General features: G+C 39.4%; 19 protein-coding genes. 11 read left to right on the top strand and 8 right to left on the bottom strand.

The annotated features are described in order from the left end of the window. The first annotated feature begins 116 nt into the window (after nucleotides 1-116). Together P0Y49_07085 and P0Y49_07080 are read left to right on the top strand one after the other, a co-directional pair. A complete protein-coding gene (locus P0Y49_07085; protein WEK20899.1) occupies nucleotides 117-1,307 on the top strand; it encodes an alginate lyase family protein in 1,191 nt (396 codons plus the stop codon). Between the two features lie 142 nt (nucleotides 1,308-1,449). Beyond that, nucleotides 1,450-1,707, top strand: coding sequence for a hypothetical protein (locus P0Y49_07080; GenBank protein WEK20898.1), 258 nt, complete (start codon nucleotides 1,450-1,452; stop codon nucleotides 1,705-1,707). A 10-nt stretch (nucleotides 1,708-1,717) separates the two neighbouring features. Here P0Y49_07080 and P0Y49_07075 read toward each other — a convergent pair whose 3' ends face one another. Continuing rightward, on the bottom strand, nucleotides 1,718-2,134 hold the full coding sequence (locus P0Y49_07075; GenBank protein ID WEK20897.1) for a cupin domain-containing protein: 417 nt from the start codon (nucleotides 2,132-2,134) through the stop codon (nucleotides 1,718-1,720). Nucleotides 2,135-2,379: 245 nt separating this feature from the next. Here P0Y49_07075 and P0Y49_07070 point away from each other — a divergent pair, with 245 nt between their 5' ends. Both P0Y49_07070 and P0Y49_07065 read left to right on the top strand, forming a co-directional pair. Beyond that, a complete protein-coding gene (locus tag P0Y49_07070) occupies nucleotides 2,380-3,030 on the top strand; it encodes a CBS domain-containing protein (GenBank protein ID WEK20896.1) in 651 nt (216 codons plus the stop codon). 21 nt (nucleotides 3,031-3,051) lie between these two features. Further along, complete coding sequence (locus tag P0Y49_07065) at nucleotides 3,052-3,456, top strand: VOC family protein (protein WEK20895.1); 405 nt, start codon at nucleotides 3,052-3,054, stop codon at nucleotides 3,454-3,456. Nucleotides 3,457-3,464: 8 nt separating this feature from the next. Here the strand turns inward: P0Y49_07065 and P0Y49_07060 are convergent, their stop codons facing one another. Next, nucleotides 3,465-4,667 carry a DUF763 domain-containing protein gene (locus P0Y49_07060; protein WEK20894.1) on the bottom strand — a complete coding sequence of 401 codons (1,203 nt, stop codon included), beginning with the start codon at nucleotides 4,665-4,667 and terminating at the stop codon, nucleotides 3,465-3,467. 51 nt (nucleotides 4,668-4,718) lie between these two features. Then, a complete protein-coding gene (gene pelA, locus P0Y49_07055; GenBank protein ID WEK20893.1) occupies nucleotides 4,719-5,864 on the bottom strand; it encodes a pectate lyase in 1,146 nt (381 codons plus the stop codon). Nucleotides 5,865-6,022: 158 nt separating this feature from the next. On the opposite strand from pelA, the gene P0Y49_07050 reads away from it, so the two are divergent. The 4 genes from P0Y49_07050 (at nucleotide 6,023) to P0Y49_07035 (ending at nucleotide 7,987) form a co-directional block, all read left to right on the top strand. Continuing rightward, a complete protein-coding gene (locus tag P0Y49_07050; protein WEK20892.1) occupies nucleotides 6,023-6,316 on the top strand; it encodes a hypothetical protein in 294 nt (97 codons plus the stop codon). A gap of 18 nt (nucleotides 6,317-6,334) precedes the next feature. Continuing rightward, nucleotides 6,335-6,799, top strand: a complete 465-nt coding sequence (locus P0Y49_07045) for an SRPBCC family protein (GenBank protein WEK20891.1) — start codon at nucleotides 6,335-6,337, stop codon at nucleotides 6,797-6,799. Continuing rightward, nucleotides 6,796-7,356, top strand: a complete 561-nt coding sequence (locus P0Y49_07040) for an NAD(P)H-dependent oxidoreductase (GenBank protein WEK20890.1) — start codon at nucleotides 6,796-6,798, stop codon at nucleotides 7,354-7,356. Before P0Y49_07045 ends, P0Y49_07040 begins: the two co-directional genes overlap by 4 nt. A 166-nt stretch (nucleotides 7,357-7,522) precedes the next feature. Further along, on the top strand, nucleotides 7,523-7,987 hold the full coding sequence (locus P0Y49_07035; protein WEK20889.1) for a hypothetical protein: 465 nt from the start codon (nucleotides 7,523-7,525) through the stop codon (nucleotides 7,985-7,987). 27 nt (nucleotides 7,988-8,014) lie between these two features. On the opposite strand, the gene P0Y49_07030 is transcribed toward P0Y49_07035, so the two are convergent. Then, nucleotides 8,015-10,465, bottom strand: a complete 2,451-nt coding sequence (locus P0Y49_07030; GenBank protein ID WEK20888.1) for a TonB-dependent receptor — start codon at nucleotides 10,463-10,465, stop codon at nucleotides 8,015-8,017. Nucleotides 10,466-10,685: 220 nt separating this feature from the next. Between P0Y49_07030 and P0Y49_07025 the strand changes: the two genes are divergently transcribed. From P0Y49_07025 to P0Y49_07015, 3 genes are all read left to right on the top strand, one after another. Continuing rightward, nucleotides 10,686-11,768, top strand: a complete 1,083-nt coding sequence (locus tag P0Y49_07025; GenBank protein WEK20887.1) for a histidine kinase — start codon at nucleotides 10,686-10,688, stop codon at nucleotides 11,766-11,768. Continuing rightward, the gene (locus P0Y49_07020; GenBank protein ID WEK20886.1) at nucleotides 11,761-12,486 is read left to right on the top strand and encodes a LytTR family DNA-binding domain-containing protein; all 726 of its coding nucleotides are present in this window, start codon (nucleotides 11,761-11,763) and stop codon (nucleotides 12,484-12,486) included. Before P0Y49_07025 ends, P0Y49_07020 begins: the two co-directional genes overlap by 8 nt. A 433-nt stretch (nucleotides 12,487-12,919) precedes the next feature. Next, nucleotides 12,920-13,471: a dihydrofolate reductase family protein gene (locus P0Y49_07015; GenBank protein ID WEK20885.1), complete on the top strand. Its 552-nt coding sequence runs from the start codon at nucleotides 12,920-12,922 to the stop codon at nucleotides 13,469-13,471. Nucleotides 13,472-13,556: 85 nt separating this feature from the next. Here the strand turns inward: P0Y49_07015 and P0Y49_07010 are convergent, their stop codons facing one another. The 4 genes from P0Y49_07010 to P0Y49_06995 form a co-directional block, all read right to left on the bottom strand. Further along, entirely contained in the window at nucleotides 13,557-13,808 is a 252-nt protein-coding gene (locus P0Y49_07010; GenBank protein WEK20884.1) for an SRPBCC domain-containing protein, read from the bottom strand. Nucleotides 13,809-14,102: 294 nt separating this feature from the next. Continuing rightward, nucleotides 14,103-14,387 carry a hypothetical protein gene (locus P0Y49_07005; protein ID WEK20883.1) on the bottom strand — a complete coding sequence of 95 codons (285 nt, stop codon included), beginning with the start codon at nucleotides 14,385-14,387 and terminating at the stop codon, nucleotides 14,103-14,105. Nucleotides 14,388-14,648: 261 nt separating this feature from the next. After that, nucleotides 14,649-15,113 carry a hypothetical protein gene (locus P0Y49_07000; protein WEK20882.1) on the bottom strand — a complete coding sequence of 155 codons (465 nt, stop codon included), beginning with the start codon at nucleotides 15,111-15,113 and terminating at the stop codon, nucleotides 14,649-14,651. A 206-nt stretch (nucleotides 15,114-15,319) separates the two neighbouring features. Beyond that, nucleotides 15,320-16,639, bottom strand: a complete 1,320-nt coding sequence (locus P0Y49_06995; GenBank protein WEK20881.1) for a transposase — start codon at nucleotides 16,637-16,639, stop codon at nucleotides 15,320-15,322. Nucleotides 16,640-16,854 lie beyond the last annotated feature (215 nt).

Genomic DNA, 16,854 nt, shown 5'->3' with positions numbered 1-16,854 from the left:
CAGCGACCAAGACTCATAGTGTAAAAGATCAGGTTAACTTAACTTCATAAAATGCTAAATAACGATACTTTTCAATAAGCAACATTTGGTAATTTGCTTATCAATTAAATAAATAGATGAAATATAAATTGATAAGTGGCTTACTTTTCGCATTATGTATGCAAAGTATATCCAGTCCGGCCCAGAAGTTAGTATTATTAGATCCGGCACACATGGTTGCTCAAAAAGCCAGGTTTAAACAAGGGAACACGGATGTTGTAAAAGCCGTAAATATTATCATAAAAAATGCTGACAAACTGTTAGAAGATAAACCAAAGTCTGTAATGGACAAAGCTTTTGTACCTCCGAGTGGCTCAAAGCATGACTACATGAGTATGGCACCTTACTTCTGGCCGGACCCATCAAAACCAGATAGCTTGCCCTACATCCGTAAAGATGGACAGCGTAACCCTGAAATTAAGAAGATGACCGATCATACTTACTTAACTGAAATGGCTGATAAGTGCAAATTTTTATCATTGGCTTACTATTTTACAAAAGATGAAAAGTATGCAGCCAAAGCTTCCAAATTAATCAATGTATGGTTTATTGATCCTGCTACCAGGATGAACCCAAATCTTAATTATGCACAAGCCATAAGAGGTATTAATGATGGACGAGGAATAGGCATCATTGAATCCAGATGTCTGATAAATCTGGCTGATTGGATGGGCCTTTTAGAAGGCTCGCCTTCCTTTACGGACAAAAACCTAATCAATGTTAAAGAATGGTATACAGCTTATCTTAACTGGATGCTCACCAGTAAAAATGGCATTGATGAGCTAAATGCGAAAAACAACCATGGGACCCATTATGATGGTCAGGTTATCGCTTATGCCTTATTTGTTGGAAAAAATCAACTTGCTAAAAAAATCTCAACAGAAAGTAAGGCCAGGATTGCCGCTCAAATAGCACCCAATGGAGAGCAAAAACTGGAATTAGCCCGAACCAATGCACTTGGATATAGCACTTTTAATTTAGAGGCCTGGGCTACTGTAGCCATGTTGGCAGCTAAAACCGATGTGGATATCTGGAATTATACCACGGCAGATGGAAGAGGTTTACACCAGGCATTTAACTGGCTTGCACCTTATGCATTAAAGGAAAAACCATGGAACTATGAACAAATAAGTCCTTATAACAAAAACAACTTTTACCAATTACTCATGCTTGCATCAAACAAGTATAAAGATAGTGCATACATCACCAAGGCAAAGAGCATTCAAAAAACTGATGATATATTGATTACAGATTTATTGTTTAATTAACACTTGCATTCTTCCTTTATTTTTTGTTAATTTTAGGAGTCTGTCAATTCATTACAGGAAATGAGATTATGACATTTCCCAACACAATTTATTGAAGGCAGATGACGTTTAAAGTTTTAATGACGAACTAAATCCGAATTCAATGAAAAAACTAAGGTCAAAAGTAGTAAAAGCACTCAAAAAGGAATTCACTTTCGAATGCATCATCTCTTCCAGAATGAACCAGGTTATCTTAAATGTTAAGCACATTGATTTTGAACAGCACCTCGGACAGTTATTACAGCAGACGTTGCAAATAATTGATAAATATTTTCCTCAAAGGGAAGATCACTTATGCCTTGTTATCCAGGAAATCGGCGGAACAAACCAGAACAAATTTAAAATCTGGAAATCCGCCTGAATCATCTATTCTATTGTTTATTGACTTCTACATACTCTTCATCGGTAACGGGACTCATCCATGTTACACTCCTGCCATCTAACATATTGGAAATAGCAATATGCACCAATTTGCTTTTAGCAGCAGCTCCATGCCAATGTTCTACACCTTTGGGAATAGCAATCGTTATTCCCTTTGTAAGTACTTGCGCTGGTTTGCCACGTTCCTGATACCAGCCCTCGCCTTCAGTTATCAGCAATACCTGGCCCTTGGGATGTGTATGCCAATGTGTTCTACCTCCTGGGCTAAATGTTACCTGCCCCACACTGTATAGCTCTTCCATTTGTTCTGGAGCTACCAAGCCTTGAATGTGTACTTCACCACTAAACCAATCTGCAGGTCCGGGATTTCCCAAAGGGAAAATAGATGTGTTATTTTCAGTTGTCATCTTATTTCGATTTTAAGTTTTAGCTATCGGGCTTAATCAAAGCTGGATAATTGCTAACTCTTAAACACTTTTAAAGCAAAAAAGTTATGGAATAGGTATTCAGGATAATATTTACCTATGCTCTGAGCAAACTGTTATTAGCTGCGACAAAATATTACTTTTGTACATAAACAACTATCGTTAGGATTTAATTCTATATACTCCAGGTCATCGGTAGTTTAAGGGATATATTTTGCCGATACGTTATGATTTCAGAAGAGCTAAAGCAGAAAATGCTTATAAAAACAGGTTTAAAGACCATTACTCCTCAAGATTGTGCCACAATTGCCAATCAGATCACCACCAGTTTGAACAGATACATTAGTACCAGTACCATTAAGCGAATTTTCGGTTTTGCAAAAACCAGATTCCATTTTTCCAAATATACCATAACTACCCTTGAGCTCTTTGTTAATGACAAATCCGACATTTTTTTATCCACAAGTCCCCTATCCAGTATTTTTATTTCCAATGATCTGCCGTATCTTCCCACTCAGAATTTAGAGGAAGACATGAAAATAGGATCAGTAATTGCCCAGGATTGGTTTCATCCTTCGCCTCTGGAAAATGATCATTGCTTAAATCCTGAGCAACCGGTTTTTATGGCAATAAAGATAATGACCGAGCTTCAGGAGGAATCTTTGCCGGTTTATGAACACGGTAAATGTATTGGGATTGTGTATTTAAAAGACTTGCTATACTTTATCCATACCAATGATCCTGATCAGCGTTTACTTTACCACAAATTAAATTTTGACTTGCGAAGTGCCTTGACTGTACTACATAACACAATGGGGCATGACAATACTCAATGGAAAGGTTTACTTGAAAACAGATTTGGTAATGTCCAAAAATAGATGGAAATTGTTAAAAAAAACATGAAAAAAGTAACGGGCCTTGGCGGTGTATTTTTTAAATGCGATAATCCGCAAAGTATGAACGAATGGTATGCCAAAAACCTTGGATTGGCGACCAGTGAATATGGAACAACGTTTGAGTGGCGGCAAGCCGACGATCCATCGAAAATAGGATCCACAGTATGGAGCACGTTTCCGAAAGATACCAAATATTTCAATCCATCAACCAAGCCATTTATGATTAACTACCGGGTGGAAAATATCGCTCTGCTGGTAGATGAACTAAAAAAGGACAGCGTAACCATTATTGATGAGATTACTGAATATGAATATGGCAAATTCGTCCATATACTTGATCCGGAAGGAAACGTTATTGAGCTTTGGGAACCAACGGATAATTTGGATCAGGATAACGTGACAGGGTAAAACGGGATTTAAAATAACTGTAGCTGCCCTTCATTAGGCGGTTTTGCATCACCAAAAACGGTTTTACCACCATGCTTCCAGGAATCGCGACGCTCTTTCTCAATCAAAGCATCAAAATTATCATTGGGGATGAAGCCTTTTTCTGCTCTGCGGGCTAATACGCCGAGTTGTTGTATGGCGTGTAATTTATCACTCTGCCCTATTTTTGCCTTTTGAACTGCCTTACTAAGTACGCTAATGGTTTCATCGTATACTTTGATGGGTACTGGAAAAGGGTGACCATCTTTACCGCCATGAGCAAAGGAAAAGCGTGCAGGATCATCAAAACGAGATGGTGTACCGTAAATCACCTCGCTGACCAAAGCCATTGACTGCAGTGTCCTGGGCCCCATACCTTCCAGCAGTAACAACTCTTCAAAATCAGCAGGCTGTTTTTCCTGTGTTAACCAAAGCATAGCTCCCAGTCTTTTCAGATCCACATCTTTTGCTTTAACCTCATGATGATTGGGCATGATCAGTCTTCGTGCTTCAGCAATCATCCGATCGGGATTTTCGCTGGTCATGGCCAACATGGCGGTCTTTGAAGGTTGAGCAGACCTGGCCGTCAGGTTTAGAATCTGCCCCATATTGTTGCCACAAATCCCAGTATGCGGTTCTTCTACAAAAGAAGTGATGCCTGCAGAATGCCAATGGTACCTTCGTGCAGTTGAACTGCCATTACGCATACCTTGTTGAACAACAGTCCAAAGTCCTTCAGTATTCACTACAAAACTATGGGTATATAACTGAAATCCATCCTGTATAGCTGTATTGTCTACCTTAGCACTTAACTTACTGCAACGTACTAGCTCTATACCATCCAGCCCGGTTCTTTCTCCAAAACGCAGCAATTCATCGGGAGTATTGCGGGATTTCTGTCCCTTACCCCCACAGATATAAATGCCTAATTCTTTATACAAAGGATTGATAGCTGCTTTTAAAGAGCCCATCACCGAAGTGGTAATCCCTGAAGAATGCCAGTCCATGCCCATTACCGCACCCAGACTTTGAAACCAAAAAGGATCGCTTAAGCGCCGCAAAACTTCCGCTGTCCCATATTCTGCAATAATAGCTTCTGTAATGGCCAGACCCAAAGATGACATCCGTTCGGCAAGCCATTTGGGTACAAAACCATAGTGTAGGGGTAAATCAGCTGTTCCAGATCTTTTCATTACTAACAAAATTAGCAATTAAATATCAGAAGAGCGAATCTTAGCATTAAGCTAATGAAGGTTCTGATACCACTCCGGATATTTGTCGAGCACCTGCTGAGGAGCATAAGTATACCAGGCGTAACCGTCACGTCGTTCCCTGCTAATATCAGCTAAAGCATACACTATTTTACTGTCGCGATCGCAAAATATAGGCTTATGGGTTTTCAACTCGTAATAGCGTGTCCAAATTGGTGGAGCAGTAGTATCGGTTACAACTACGCGGTCTGTTTTAGAAACCCGGAAAGGAGTAATCAGTTTTTCGGCAGGGATCACTTTAACCCGGGTATTGTAGATTTTGGATTCTTCAAACCAGGCTACGGCATTTTTTACGGCTTCAATAATTTCTTTAGAGGGATGTTCGATGCTCATCAGGAATAACACCAAATCTGCACTTTCTTTATTACAAATACTTGGTGGTTCAAATTTACGTGCCCACGCAGGCTGCAACGTAACCTCATCATATTGCTGACACCAGGCTGTCGGTTTACCGGCATCGTTGATCTGTGTTTTCAGGATGCAAGGAATGGCCCTTTGATAAGCTTCTTTTAACTTTTTACGGTGAGTATTGTCCAAAAAAGCATATTCTGGCTTGTTATCATTAATGTCTTTTAAAAGACTCATAATGCCTTCAAAATTTCCATCATTATAGGTAACATACCTGCTGTAGTTTGACTCCAACGGATAAAACTGGGGCCAGCCGCCATTTTTATATTGAGATTCCAGTACGTAATCCAATCCTTTTAAAGCTGCTGATTTATATTTTTCAATTTTAGTTACAGTATATACATTGGCCAAAACAGCAATTTGTGTATAGGTACTGCCATTGTCGAAGGTCGTGTTTAAGACCGATTTCGCACGGATCAGACTATCCTTCTGTTCGGCGGTCAATATTGCCATTATATCATAGTTTTTAGGCCAGCCACCGTTGTCTTTTTGAAACAACAGGATGTTGTCGGCAATATTGGTCAATTCTGTAGGTTGATACTTGGGCTGATTTGGTTTTGAATTGATGACGTTATGTTTGTCAAAACCAAAATACCAATGGTTGGCATTGTCGGCGAAAGGACGAGGATCAACTGCTGTATATTTAAAATCAGTAGTCTGGGCTTTTGCAGCAATGGAAAAGCCTATGAAAAGTATTGCTAAATATTTCATAGGCTTAAGTTATCATTTTATCTCATAATCTACACATATCCTGGCAAATTATTAATGTTATCTATTCTGTAAACTTCATAAATTATACTTATAAGATTCTTAAAAGCAAAAACATATGCAGGACAAGAATGTTGTATGGGTATATTTATTAAAAAGCTATGGCGATCATTAAGAATAACAAGACATTAAGTGCAGAAGCACTTTACCATATTTTAAAAAAAGAATTTGCGGATTTTGTCAACTCCAAACTCAGGTCAAACTTAGATATCGAATATGAACACGTATATGATGTGATCAACATCTTATTTCCTGAAATCATAGCGGGTATTCCCTTTACGATTACGGTAAACGAAGATGAACTCGCTATTTCTAACAACGCTGGGGAGTCAGAATACAACACTATAGTGTTGGAAGAGAATTTACTTGAATTCTTAAATCAGCAAGTTGGTTAAGATTAAAACAATAATTTTATGTCTGACAATAATGTTTCATTACACAGAATCCTTAAAGCATCTCCGGAAAAGGTATATCGTGCATTCACCGAAGCCTTAGCAATTGCGTCGTGGCTTCCTCCATATGGCTATCTTTGTACGGTCCACGAAATGACTGTAGAGACAGGTGGTTCTTTTCGAATGTCTTTTTTAAATTTTACTACTGGCCACAGCCATTCATTCGGAGGAAAATACCTTGAGATCAAACCCAATGAGTTTCTGAAGTACACCGATATATTTGATGATCCTAATCTTCCGGGTGAGATGATCACTTCTGTTTGGCTTCAAAAAACGATCGTGGGAACGGAAATAAAAGTTACGCAGGAGGGAATTCCTTCAGTTATACCTGTAGAAATGTGCTATTTAGGCTGGCAGGAATCGCTGGAGAAGTTAGCTAAGCTTGTAGAACCTGAAATACCAGATTCTTTAAACGATTTATTATGACAAAATTTAAAATAGCAGTTCTGGTGGGCAGCCTGCGCAAGGAATCCTGGAACAGAAAAATGGCTAATGCCTTAATTAAACTTGCTCCAGAATCACTTGAGCTGAAGATCATTAATATAGGCGATCTGGCGCTTTACAATGAAGACCTTGAAGCTGACCCTCCCAACGAATGGCTAACATTCCGCAGTCAGCTGGTCTCCTTTGATGCTGTGCTTTTTGTGACACCGGAATATAACCGTTCTGTACCGGCAGTGTTAAAAAACGCCATTGATGTCGGCTCCCGCCCTTACGGAAAAAGTTGTTGGCAAGGCAAGCCTGGCGCCGTGATGAGCGTTTCGCCCGGCAATATTGGTGCTTTCGGGGCAAATCATCACTTGCGCCAGTCTCTGGTGTTTCTCAACGTACCTGCTATGCCTCAACCCGAGGCTTATATCGGGAATGCTGCCAAATTATTTGACGATCAGGGGGTACTCATTAATGAGTCTACCAAGACATTCCTGATCACCTTTATGGACAGTTTCCAGGTATGGGTGAGTAACAATATAAAAAAGGGCTAACTACAATTTATCTAATATTTCTTCGAGTGCCTTAACGTTATTATTTCCTTGAGGCATCAACACATTTTTTTCAAACTTGATATCTGATTTAGTAACTTAGAATTTAATGAACACTAGCCTTATTCTGCCTACCATAAAGCAATCTGCTGTCATAAAAGTCTTTTTAATGGCAATGCTTTTTACTTCTTGTAATTTAAAAAGCAATGTTGACAATATTCAAATACAGAAGATAGTGGTTAAAGTGGGGGTATCCTATAAAATTGACCTGGAAAAAGAAACTTACACAGTTTACTTTAGAGACGGCTCGTTTTATGAGGCTAAATTCACTTTAAGTAACAAGGATAAGTCGGATATTTCCAAAATATCAAAAGAATGCGGTCTTAACAAATTAAAAGGAAATATCAATGTCGAGGATAATTGTCAAATTTCTCCTAAAGTATACACTGAACTTTCATTTTATGCCGGCAGCAATAATGTTCTGGTTTCAATAGATGCAGCATGCGATAATCATCCGTTTTTCAAACAGGGAGAGCCTCAGAGAATTTTAAGGTTTTTAAAGTTTTTAAATGAAAAAATATTCTCAAAACCGGAAGTATCAAAAGCCCCCAAAACAGATATTAGATACATGTAGCTTCCATGAGGAGTATGATGGTCGATACTATAAAATTCGTAGTGGAATATTTTCATTGTTTGCTGATTTACCACCATTGCTGTTAACTTTGGCTCCCTTACTAAAACGGTAACTGAATATAAGGGCATAATTCCTGGTATCCCAATTCGTCCGCGAATATCCGGTAATGCCATTTAAATTATTAAACTTTTGTCCATCCACCCTGGAATAGAAAACATCACGAACGTTAAAGCGGATACTGGCCATATCCTTCCAAAACTTTTTACCTATTCCGGCATGCACAAACCAGCTTGGGGATTCATGAAACTGAGAATAAGTAACAGCAGAACTATAATTCCCGGAGACCTCAGCAGTCCAGCCAGGAGAAAAATTAAACTGATGTATCGTCCAGATATGCCAGTTATCACTGTTGACCTGTAAATGTAGCCCATTTAATACCGTCCGGCTATAGTTCCGGTTGTAGATAAATGAAGGATTGATTACCCACCATTTATTGACCGTAAAAGAACCATCCATAGTAAAGCCTACAATCTGTTTACTACCAATATTGTCTTTACTTTGATAAAAAGAATTCCCTATCACCTTCAAAGTCTGCTCTATGCCGTCTTTCAAATGATTGTAAAAAACAGCCAGGGTCAGCATGTTCCTGAAGATATAAGAAAGCTCCAGGTTATCAGCAAACTGCGGACGCAGATTGGGATTGCCTTGCTGATAATTAAACCGGTCCCTGGGTGCAGCAAAGGGATTCAAATCTGCATATTCTGGTCTATCGATCCGCCTGCCATAGGAAAATGTCATTTTATGATCCGTACCGGTGCCCGGGTTATAGGTTAAGAACAACGTTGGAAATAAATTAAAATAGTTCCTCTTAAAGGTCGAGTCTAAGGCTTGCTGTTGATCCTGCTGTTGTCCCCTGGTGGTTGAATTTTCAACCCTCAGCCCAAGCTGGTAGGAAAAACGCTTGTAACTATTGTTGTAATTTACATAAACTGCGCTGATACGCTCCCGGTATACAAAATGCTGTGCAAGATCAAAATCAGGTTGAAAGACTCCATTTAAGATGCTGGCATAATCCGCAAGATTATTACTTTTTGCCCAACTGGATTTCAGACCGAAACATAGCTTGCTTTGCCTTCTTATTGGCTGGACATAATCCGATTTAACTGAATAAATGTCAATTGCAGAAGGAAGACTGGTAATAAACTCCTCTGAGTTAAGACCCGAAGTCCCAACTGTAGCCTGCGTGATACTTTTATTTAAGGAGGAATAACCTTGTTTTTGCCGGATATAATCCGCATCTACCGTCCATTCCCTGCCGGCAGTATCATAAACCTGCTTAAAATTCAAATTCACATTGGCATAATTAACGACTGTTTTTGCACGGTTATCTCCCAACAGCAGCGTATCCGGAGTTCCGAGGTATTGCTGTGAATTATTGATCTGGCTATTGGAACGCTGGTTTCTGTTCATTCCGGCAACAACCAGCCCCAGCGTTGTCTTAGGGGAAAGTTCGTAATCCATGCCTAACTTACCAAATTGCCTGGAGATAGGGACTTTAGTGAAAGTATGCTGATCAAAGGACTTTAAGCCTCCATCTTTGACCTCCCCATAGCTTCGGGTGCTTTGTGTCTGGGTAAACCCTGCCCCAGTAAAATTATTGATGTTACTAAAGAGGTTAAGTCTGCCCTTACGCAGGTTAAGATTCGCGCTTTGGGTGACTCTGCCGTAACGCCCCTGTATGTTTTCAGAAATCACATTTACACTAAAGCCCGTTACCCTTGTTTTTTTAAGCTTAATATTAATAATGCCTCCATTACCTGCTGCATCATAACGGGCAGGCGGATTACTCATGATCTCCACTTTATCAAGTACACTGGCGGGCAGTGCCTTTAAATAATTGGCCAGATCTGTTCCCTGCAGATAAGCAGGCTTGTCATCAATAAAGATCGTCACGCTCTGTCTGCCTTTTAAACTGATCTGATCATTGGATACTTGAACCCCAGGAGCTTGTTCCAATACTTCCAGGGCATTGCTTCCTGCATTGGAGATAAAAGCATCCACATTGACTACTGTCCGATCGACTTGCCGTTTCACCGCCTCCCTTCTGCCGGAGATGGTAACGCCTTGCAGACTTGTGGCCAGCTGGGCCAATGGGATCAATATGTCAGCAGCCTGAAAGTGGTTAGTGTTAATCAATAAAGGTGCACTGATATAACGCGAAAATCCAATGACAGTTACCCTGAGCTGGAACCTTCCCAATGGTAAATCAGTAAAAAGAAACCTCCCGAGCGAATCGCTGATCACTGCTTTCAGGCGCAGCGAATCCCCAAAATGAAAAAGCGAAACCGTCGTTCCGGGCAAGGGCAATCCGAATTCATCTTGAACCCGACCTGAAATACGGCCCTGGCCGGACTGACCAAATGCCCAGGCAGCCTGCAAGAACATGAGTAATAAAATAAAACGGCTGGATATTTTCATCTATCTTTTGAATTGATCAGGGCAAAACAAAACATTAAAAACCAGCACATTTTTGAATTTAGCCTAACGACAGCAATTCCCTGGCATAAATCCAAAACCAACGCATTTCTGAGAATCCATCTCAAAATCTGCCGAAAGCAGATATAAAGCTGCCGCTCGTCGAAAATTAACCTGAGCTATCATTTTATCCTTAAATTAGTATCCAGACTATCGGTAATTCATGAATAGAAACTTTTACCTGGCCAACAACCGCATTTTGACGCATATCTTATTCTGGATCGCGTATATCCTGATCTATACGGGTGTACATGCCGAGGGTGAAAAGGGCTTATTCTATTACCTGTTGATCGAGCTCCAGGGGTTACCTGCCGCCATGCTGGTCGCCTATATAAATTTATATATCTTGTTTCCGCGGTATTTCAAGACCAAAAAATATGGAACATATGCATTGACCGCGACCCTGCTATTGTTTACCGCCTCGCTACTACACCGTATACTTATAGAGAAATACATTGAACCCACGTTTTACCCAACAACTACTTTTCGAGAACCCATTTTTGTCTGGTACATGCTCCTGAAAGGAATGCTCTGGATTCTAAGCCCAGTACTGATGTTTACCCTGGTGGTCAAGATCTACCAGCAGTGGTTTCAGCAGGAACAGCAACACCAGGAAATCCTGAAAGAAAAACTCAGCGCCGAACTTAGTTTCCTCAAAGCACAGGTTCATCCCCATTTTTTATTCAATACCCTAAATAACCTGTATGCGCTGACCCTTGAATCCTCGCCAGCAGCACCCAAAGTGGTATTGAAACTATCTGAACTGATGAGCTATATGCTCTATGATTCTCAATCCAGCTACACTTCTCTTGAGAAGGAATTTAAGCACATTCAAAACTACATTGAACTGGAACAGCTCCGCTATGGCAACCGCCTGGAGGTTTCTTTGAACATATCGGGTGACGTTTCTGCGATCAGACTTCCGCCCTTTTTACTGATCCCCTTTATCGAAAATGCCTTTAAACATGGTGTGAGTGATCAAACCGATCAGGTTTGGGTGACCGTAGACCTCAAGTATAAATCCGGTCTTCTCACCTTAAAAGTAGAAAACAGCTGCACAAACCAACCTGAACAACGGGAGACTATAAATGAAGCTGATTACAAAAAAGGAATAGGTCTGCAGAACGTCAAACGCAGGCTGGAACTGATCTATCCAGGCCAGCATGAATTGCTGATCCATAAAGAAACTGAACGATTTACCGTAGACCTTAGAATAAACAACCCTGAGCATAAAGCAAATGAATAAAATAAAATGTCTGATTGTTGATGACGAACCGCTAGCCCAAGATGTACTAAAAAAATACATAGGCCAGCTGGATTCTCTATGTCTTGAAGGTACCTGTAACAATGCCATAGAAGCCCTGACGGTCTTACAGCAGCAAAAAATAGACCTCCTGTTCCTGGATATACAAATGCCAAAACTATCCGGAATTGATTTTCTAAAAACCTTATCCCAGTGCCCTAAGGTAATCCTAACCACTGCGTACCGGGACTATGCACCCGAGGCATTTGAGCTTAGCGTAATGGACTACCTGTTAAAACCCATCCCATTTGAGCGTTTTTTAACTTCGATCAATAAATACCATGCACTACACAAACGATCAGAGGCCTTACCAGCCTTCGTTCTACCCTTGCTCCCTGCCACTACAGATCCCTTTATCTACTTAAAAGCAGATAAAAAAATGGTCAAAGTTCTGCTCAAAGACATCATTTACATTGAAAGCCTCAAAGATTATGTACGCGTAAAAACACCGGAAAAAGAGGTTATTACCTACCAGAAAATTAGTTACCTGGAAGAAAAACTGCCTGATGAAAGCTTCATCCGCATCCACCGTTCGTTCATTATCTCCATCGATAAGATCAAATCATTCAATAGCACGAGTATTGAAGTAGCAGGCAAAGAACTCCCGATTGGCCGACTGTATAAAGACCAGGTTATGAAAACCCTTGGACTACATCCCTAACCAAAAGATCTGCATAAAAGACCAACCTTCTTCTGATAGGAGATTTCGGGTCTACTTTCAAGATATTCTAATTTCGATCAGCCTTTTGAATGGCTTGAGGCATGATATTCCTCACTTCTTTAAAATAAGTAAATCGGTATCCCGAATAACCTGATTGCCGTTAAAGTAGGCCTGCTCAACGGTTGAACGCAGACAAGGATTAGACGGCTTTTTGACCGTAAATATCAAAGTATCCATTCGCGTCTCAGCGATCTTTAACAATACCGTATCTTTAGTTTTGGCTGGTTTAATTTCAAAAACAAAAACCTGTCCAGTACTAGTAAAATTTTCGATCTCAGCATAAATCTATGGAACATTTAAAAGCATTTTTGAAGTAAAAATATTTTGGGTAAATTTAATAGTTTGAAATGAATACCTATTATTTGGAAATAGAATGAGAAAAGTAATTGCAGGAATCAATATGACACTTGATGGAGTTTGCGACCATACAGCAATCATTCCAGATGAAGAAGTACATCATCATTACGCTGAGCTGCTAAGTAGCGCGGACACTATTCTATATGGGAGGATAACCTATCAGCTCATGCAATATTGGCAAACTCTTGTGAAAAATCCTTCAGGTGAAAAATCAATGGACGAATTTGCCCTGGCAATGGACAGCATACCAAAAATTGTCTTTTCCCGTACACTTAAAAATCCGGAATGGGAAAGTGCAAAGCTGGCAAATCGACCAATTGAAGAAGAGGTTCTAGCACTCAGACAAAAATCAGGAAAGGATATCTTAGTTGGCAGTCGGAGTTTAATTATACAGCTGCTGAAACTTAGCTTAATTGATGAGTTTCAGCTATGTGTTCATCCAGTAATAGCAGGAAAGGGTTCGCTATTATTTGAAAACATGCACGACAGTACTAATCTTAAGCTTTTAAAAACAAAAACTTTAAGTTCTGGTGCAATAATACTTTACTATGAGCCGATAAAAAAATAGCATTGGTAACATTTTGGAAATCGCTAGATGCATCATTGTCCCCATTTACTGTCATTTGTTTAATGATCTCTTCGTGCAGGGGTAATCAGGCATCCGGTATTTCAGGTTCAACCAGCTTAATGAGTTTTTCCAACAATTCCTGCCACCCCAGATAGCACATTTTAGCGGGTATGGCAGCGGGTATGTTTTCCTGCAAAATTCTCAGTGCTGTACCTACAGATGTTTTTTCAAACCAAATCGTATTGGTAATGATACCCGGCATATTAGGGTCGTCAAAAGTACTGCCTACCTTTACATCCATATCATGTACAATGCCAAGAAAAACATAGGGTGGCATCCATGAAGCGATTGCTGCAGGTTCGATGAAGGCACGATATACCAGGAAATAATTCCCTGCACGATATACATATCCCTAAACTCAAAGCTGGTTACCTTGATCAGTGCCAATCTTGTAGTGCTATAGCACAATGCGGAGGATTGTTTGCCTCTTAGCGCCCACATAAAAGCGATTCAATTATAATTAAACAGATTTTTTAACTTATCGAGTCTAATATTAATCATATTCTGGTTTTAAATATTGATCGTAGATTCTTACAGCCGTCTATGAGCTTTTAACGGCTGAAAAGAAACACTAAGACTCAATCATAAGCGCCAATATTAATTTTTTATCAGCATCTTCATAAACATGTATCTCCGACAACACCAAGTCGGCAATATCATGCCCCCAAATCCCATACTTTCCATTGGTTTCGTTTCGGTTGTACATTTTATTCCTTTTTTCCGGGGGAACAGTTTTTATGATTGCCGTGGCTTCTTCCTCCTCATACATTCTATAATAAGCTTTACTAATCTCTTTTAGCAAGCGTTCCCTGTTAAAACCTTTATCAGAGATAACTGTAAATCGGTATGCGTTCAATACTGGATAGTCAATGATGATTGTTACCTCATTTCTTTGGATTAAAATTTCCTTTGCATCCTTTAAGTCTAATATAGACTCCTCAGGCTTTTCGATACTTGCCCAGGGGATAAGTCCATTTTCAAAGTCGGTATCTTTCGTTTTAACTTCAAAGCTTTCTCAGGATCTACGTATTGTTTTTGTGTTTTAATTCCACAACCCAATGATATCAAGAGCACGAGTGTTAAAAATAGTTGTCCCTTCATATCATTAAATTGCAAATTATCTTAATGTTTTCTTAGGTTTTGGTACATTATATTTTCGCCCTATCAGTTCTACACACTCATGACGGGCTTTGTCAATGAATTTTTGTAGTTCTTTCTTACCTTGATTCGCCTTAAGACCATTAGGAAAAGCTTCAGTCACTTTAAAAGCAATACAATCTACATACTCCGTTTTCATTTTAGGGGGGAGCATTTTTATTTCATCCAGCGCATAAAGTTGAAGTTTTAGCTGGTTCGTAACATCTGGTTCCCATATATTTACCGTATGCTGCAGCACACCTGCACATTCAGCACCCATTTTCATCACAGAAACTTTCATGCTGTCGGTCATTTCGTTACCAATATTGGAAATCCCCTTAGGAAACATTTCTTTCATTTTTGATAAGCAACACTCTGCATAAGCACGTTTGGCCCTTGCATTATCGGTAAGGTTTGCCGCCTGTGTATAAAATACGTCGGTCATCTGTTTTTCCAGCTCAGTAGTCCAGGGTTGGGGCTCATTTCTGGCTGTTAATTTTTGACATCTGTTACACGAGATTACAAGTAACACTAAGCTAATTAGGATACTAAATAGTTGTCTGGTAGGATTCATAAGGGCATTAATTGGTTGTTTGGTTAGCGATAAATATAATAAAATAATCCGGATCAAGCAAAAAAGTTGGGGAGGGATTAGGCATATATTTTTGATAACCTGAATAGGAAAAATTTGACATTTCTTACCCCTCTAAATTGCGTTCTAAAAGCTTTAATCTTCGCATTAAAAGATTCTGCGGAGGCATTAGTGGATCTGTTATCAAAGTAGTTTAATATTGTTTCATAATTGTTCTGAACGGTTCTTGATATGGTATTGAAGGATTTATAACCCATTTTTTCTATCTTGTTATACCATAAGGCTAACTTTTTAAAGGCAATCATTTTAGTTTTTGAATGGCTGAGTATTGAAGACAGTTCCTGGGAGACTTTATACGCTTGCTGCAAATCTGGGTATAGCTTAAATAACAGTTCTGCCCTGTGATTTTGTGAAGGAGTCCAGTTTACTTCTTTTTTAAATAACAAATACCTACTTCTAGCCAGTAACTGTTTTATCGTATCTCCATTTTCCAGAAGTTCGGGAATCCAAGGCTTCTTTACTTCTCTGGCTAGATCCATTTCTTTGTTTTCCTGTTCTATAGCATCCCATCTATGTTTAATCCTGATTTCCTGGACACCTTCATTAGCCAATTGCTGTACATGGAACCTATCTGAAACAAGCTTTGCTTTTGGAAAACTCCTTTTTACTATTCTGGTCATTGTCGGAGCCAGATCAAGGGTTACTTCTTTTACTTGTTTCCTTACCTGCTCCTTCATTCTGTGAAGAACCTTTATGATCGACTCGCTTTCGGTACCCTTTACAATTGCTACCAAAGCACCTTTCTTCCCTTTTGCCCCTTTATTAGTCAGTATTGTATAGAGCTCTCCTTGTGAAAGGCTAGTTTCATCAATTGATAAATATTCCCCCATATTATTAGCAAAAAGCAGCCAATTCTCAGAGTGTTCCGCCTGATCCCAGCTGGTAAAATCACTTAAATGGCGGGCATATTGCTCTTCCAGACGCTTTCCGTCAACACCAAAGAAATGGCCAAGACTTTTACAGCTTATTGGGGTGGAATCCAAATAGTCTTTCAAAAAAAAAGCAAACTCTTGAGTCATCTTTGTGCCTTCGGCAACTAATTGCCAATCCCGGGAAACGATCTTACTTGTTCGGGTGTTGAGCCATTTCCGACGCTTAAGGTTTAAAAAATAAGGTTTGCCACGCAAAGGAAAGTCTCGAACGGAAGCCTCATCGTAGAATCCTTTAGATAAAAGATGATCTCCAGAAAACTCTTGTGGATGAATGTTCTTTTCTATCAAATAAATATAGGTTGAACCGTCAATTGTAGCAGCTCGGTCGAATTCAAAATAGTCGCTAAGACCTTCTGGTAGTATTAATGAAAGCAGGGTAGAATCCAATATAATTGCTGTTTAATGCAAATCTAAACAAAATTAATCCCTCCCCAACTTTTTTGCTTGATCCAATAATCCCTCTTATACGTTATTCTTTTAACTATTTCCTTTACATGACAACTTAATCATGTAAAGAATGTTTACATGAATTTATTTAGTTAAAAACTGGATATTCAAGCTTTAGCTGCTTTATTGCCGGGAAACTTAAAAAGCTGTCTGAT

Source organism: Candidatus Pedobacter colombiensis, assembly GCA_029202485.1.
In the GTDB taxonomy this organism is placed as follows: Bacteria; Bacteroidota; Bacteroidia; order Sphingobacteriales; family Sphingobacteriaceae; genus Pedobacter; species Pedobacter colombiensis.
This window is presented reverse-complemented; position numbering and strand designations above follow the sequence as displayed.

What these genes read in the sequence shown, in the direction of transcription:
- P0Y49_07085 (WEK20899.1), top strand. Translation starts at nt 117, where the DNA reads ATGAAATATAAATTGATAAGTGGCTTACTTTTCGCATTATGTATGCAA.
- P0Y49_07080 (WEK20898.1), top strand. Translation starts at nt 1,450, where the DNA reads ATGAAAAAACTAAGGTCAAAAGTAGTAAAAGCACTCAAAAAGGAATTC.
- P0Y49_07075 (WEK20897.1), bottom strand. Translation starts at nt 2,134, where the DNA reads ATGACAACTGAAAATAACACATCTATTTTCCCTTTGGGAAATCCCGGA.
- P0Y49_07070 (WEK20896.1), top strand. Translation starts at nt 2,380, where the DNA reads ATGATTTCAGAAGAGCTAAAGCAGAAAATGCTTATAAAAACAGGTTTA.
- P0Y49_07065 (WEK20895.1), top strand. Translation starts at nt 3,052, where the DNA reads ATGAAAAAAGTAACGGGCCTTGGCGGTGTATTTTTTAAATGCGATAAT.
- P0Y49_07060 (WEK20894.1), bottom strand. Translation starts at nt 4,667, where the DNA reads ATGAAAAGATCTGGAACAGCTGATTTACCCCTACACTATGGTTTTGTA.
- pelA (WEK20893.1), bottom strand. Translation starts at nt 5,864, where the DNA reads ATGAAATATTTAGCAATACTTTTCATAGGCTTTTCCATTGCTGCAAAA.
- P0Y49_07050 (WEK20892.1), top strand. Translation starts at nt 6,023, where the DNA reads ATGGCGATCATTAAGAATAACAAGACATTAAGTGCAGAAGCACTTTAC.
- P0Y49_07045 (WEK20891.1), top strand. Translation starts at nt 6,335, where the DNA reads ATGTCTGACAATAATGTTTCATTACACAGAATCCTTAAAGCATCTCCG.
- P0Y49_07040 (WEK20890.1), top strand. Translation starts at nt 6,796, where the DNA reads ATGACAAAATTTAAAATAGCAGTTCTGGTGGGCAGCCTGCGCAAGGAA.
- P0Y49_07035 (WEK20889.1), top strand. Translation starts at nt 7,523, where the DNA reads ATGGCAATGCTTTTTACTTCTTGTAATTTAAAAAGCAATGTTGACAAT.
- P0Y49_07030 (WEK20888.1), bottom strand. Translation starts at nt 10,465, where the DNA reads ATGAAAATATCCAGCCGTTTTATTTTATTACTCATGTTCTTGCAGGCT.
- P0Y49_07025 (WEK20887.1), top strand. Translation starts at nt 10,686, where the DNA reads ATGAATAGAAACTTTTACCTGGCCAACAACCGCATTTTGACGCATATC.
- P0Y49_07020 (WEK20886.1), top strand. Translation starts at nt 11,761, where the DNA reads ATGAATAAAATAAAATGTCTGATTGTTGATGACGAACCGCTAGCCCAA.
- P0Y49_07015 (WEK20885.1), top strand. Translation starts at nt 12,920, where the DNA reads ATGAGAAAAGTAATTGCAGGAATCAATATGACACTTGATGGAGTTTGC.
- P0Y49_07010 (WEK20884.1), bottom strand. Translation starts at nt 13,808, where the DNA reads ATGCCACCCTATGTTTTTCTTGGCATTGTACATGATATGGATGTAAAG.
- P0Y49_07000 (WEK20882.1), bottom strand. Translation starts at nt 15,113, where the DNA reads ATGACCGACGTATTTTATACACAGGCGGCAAACCTTACCGATAATGCA.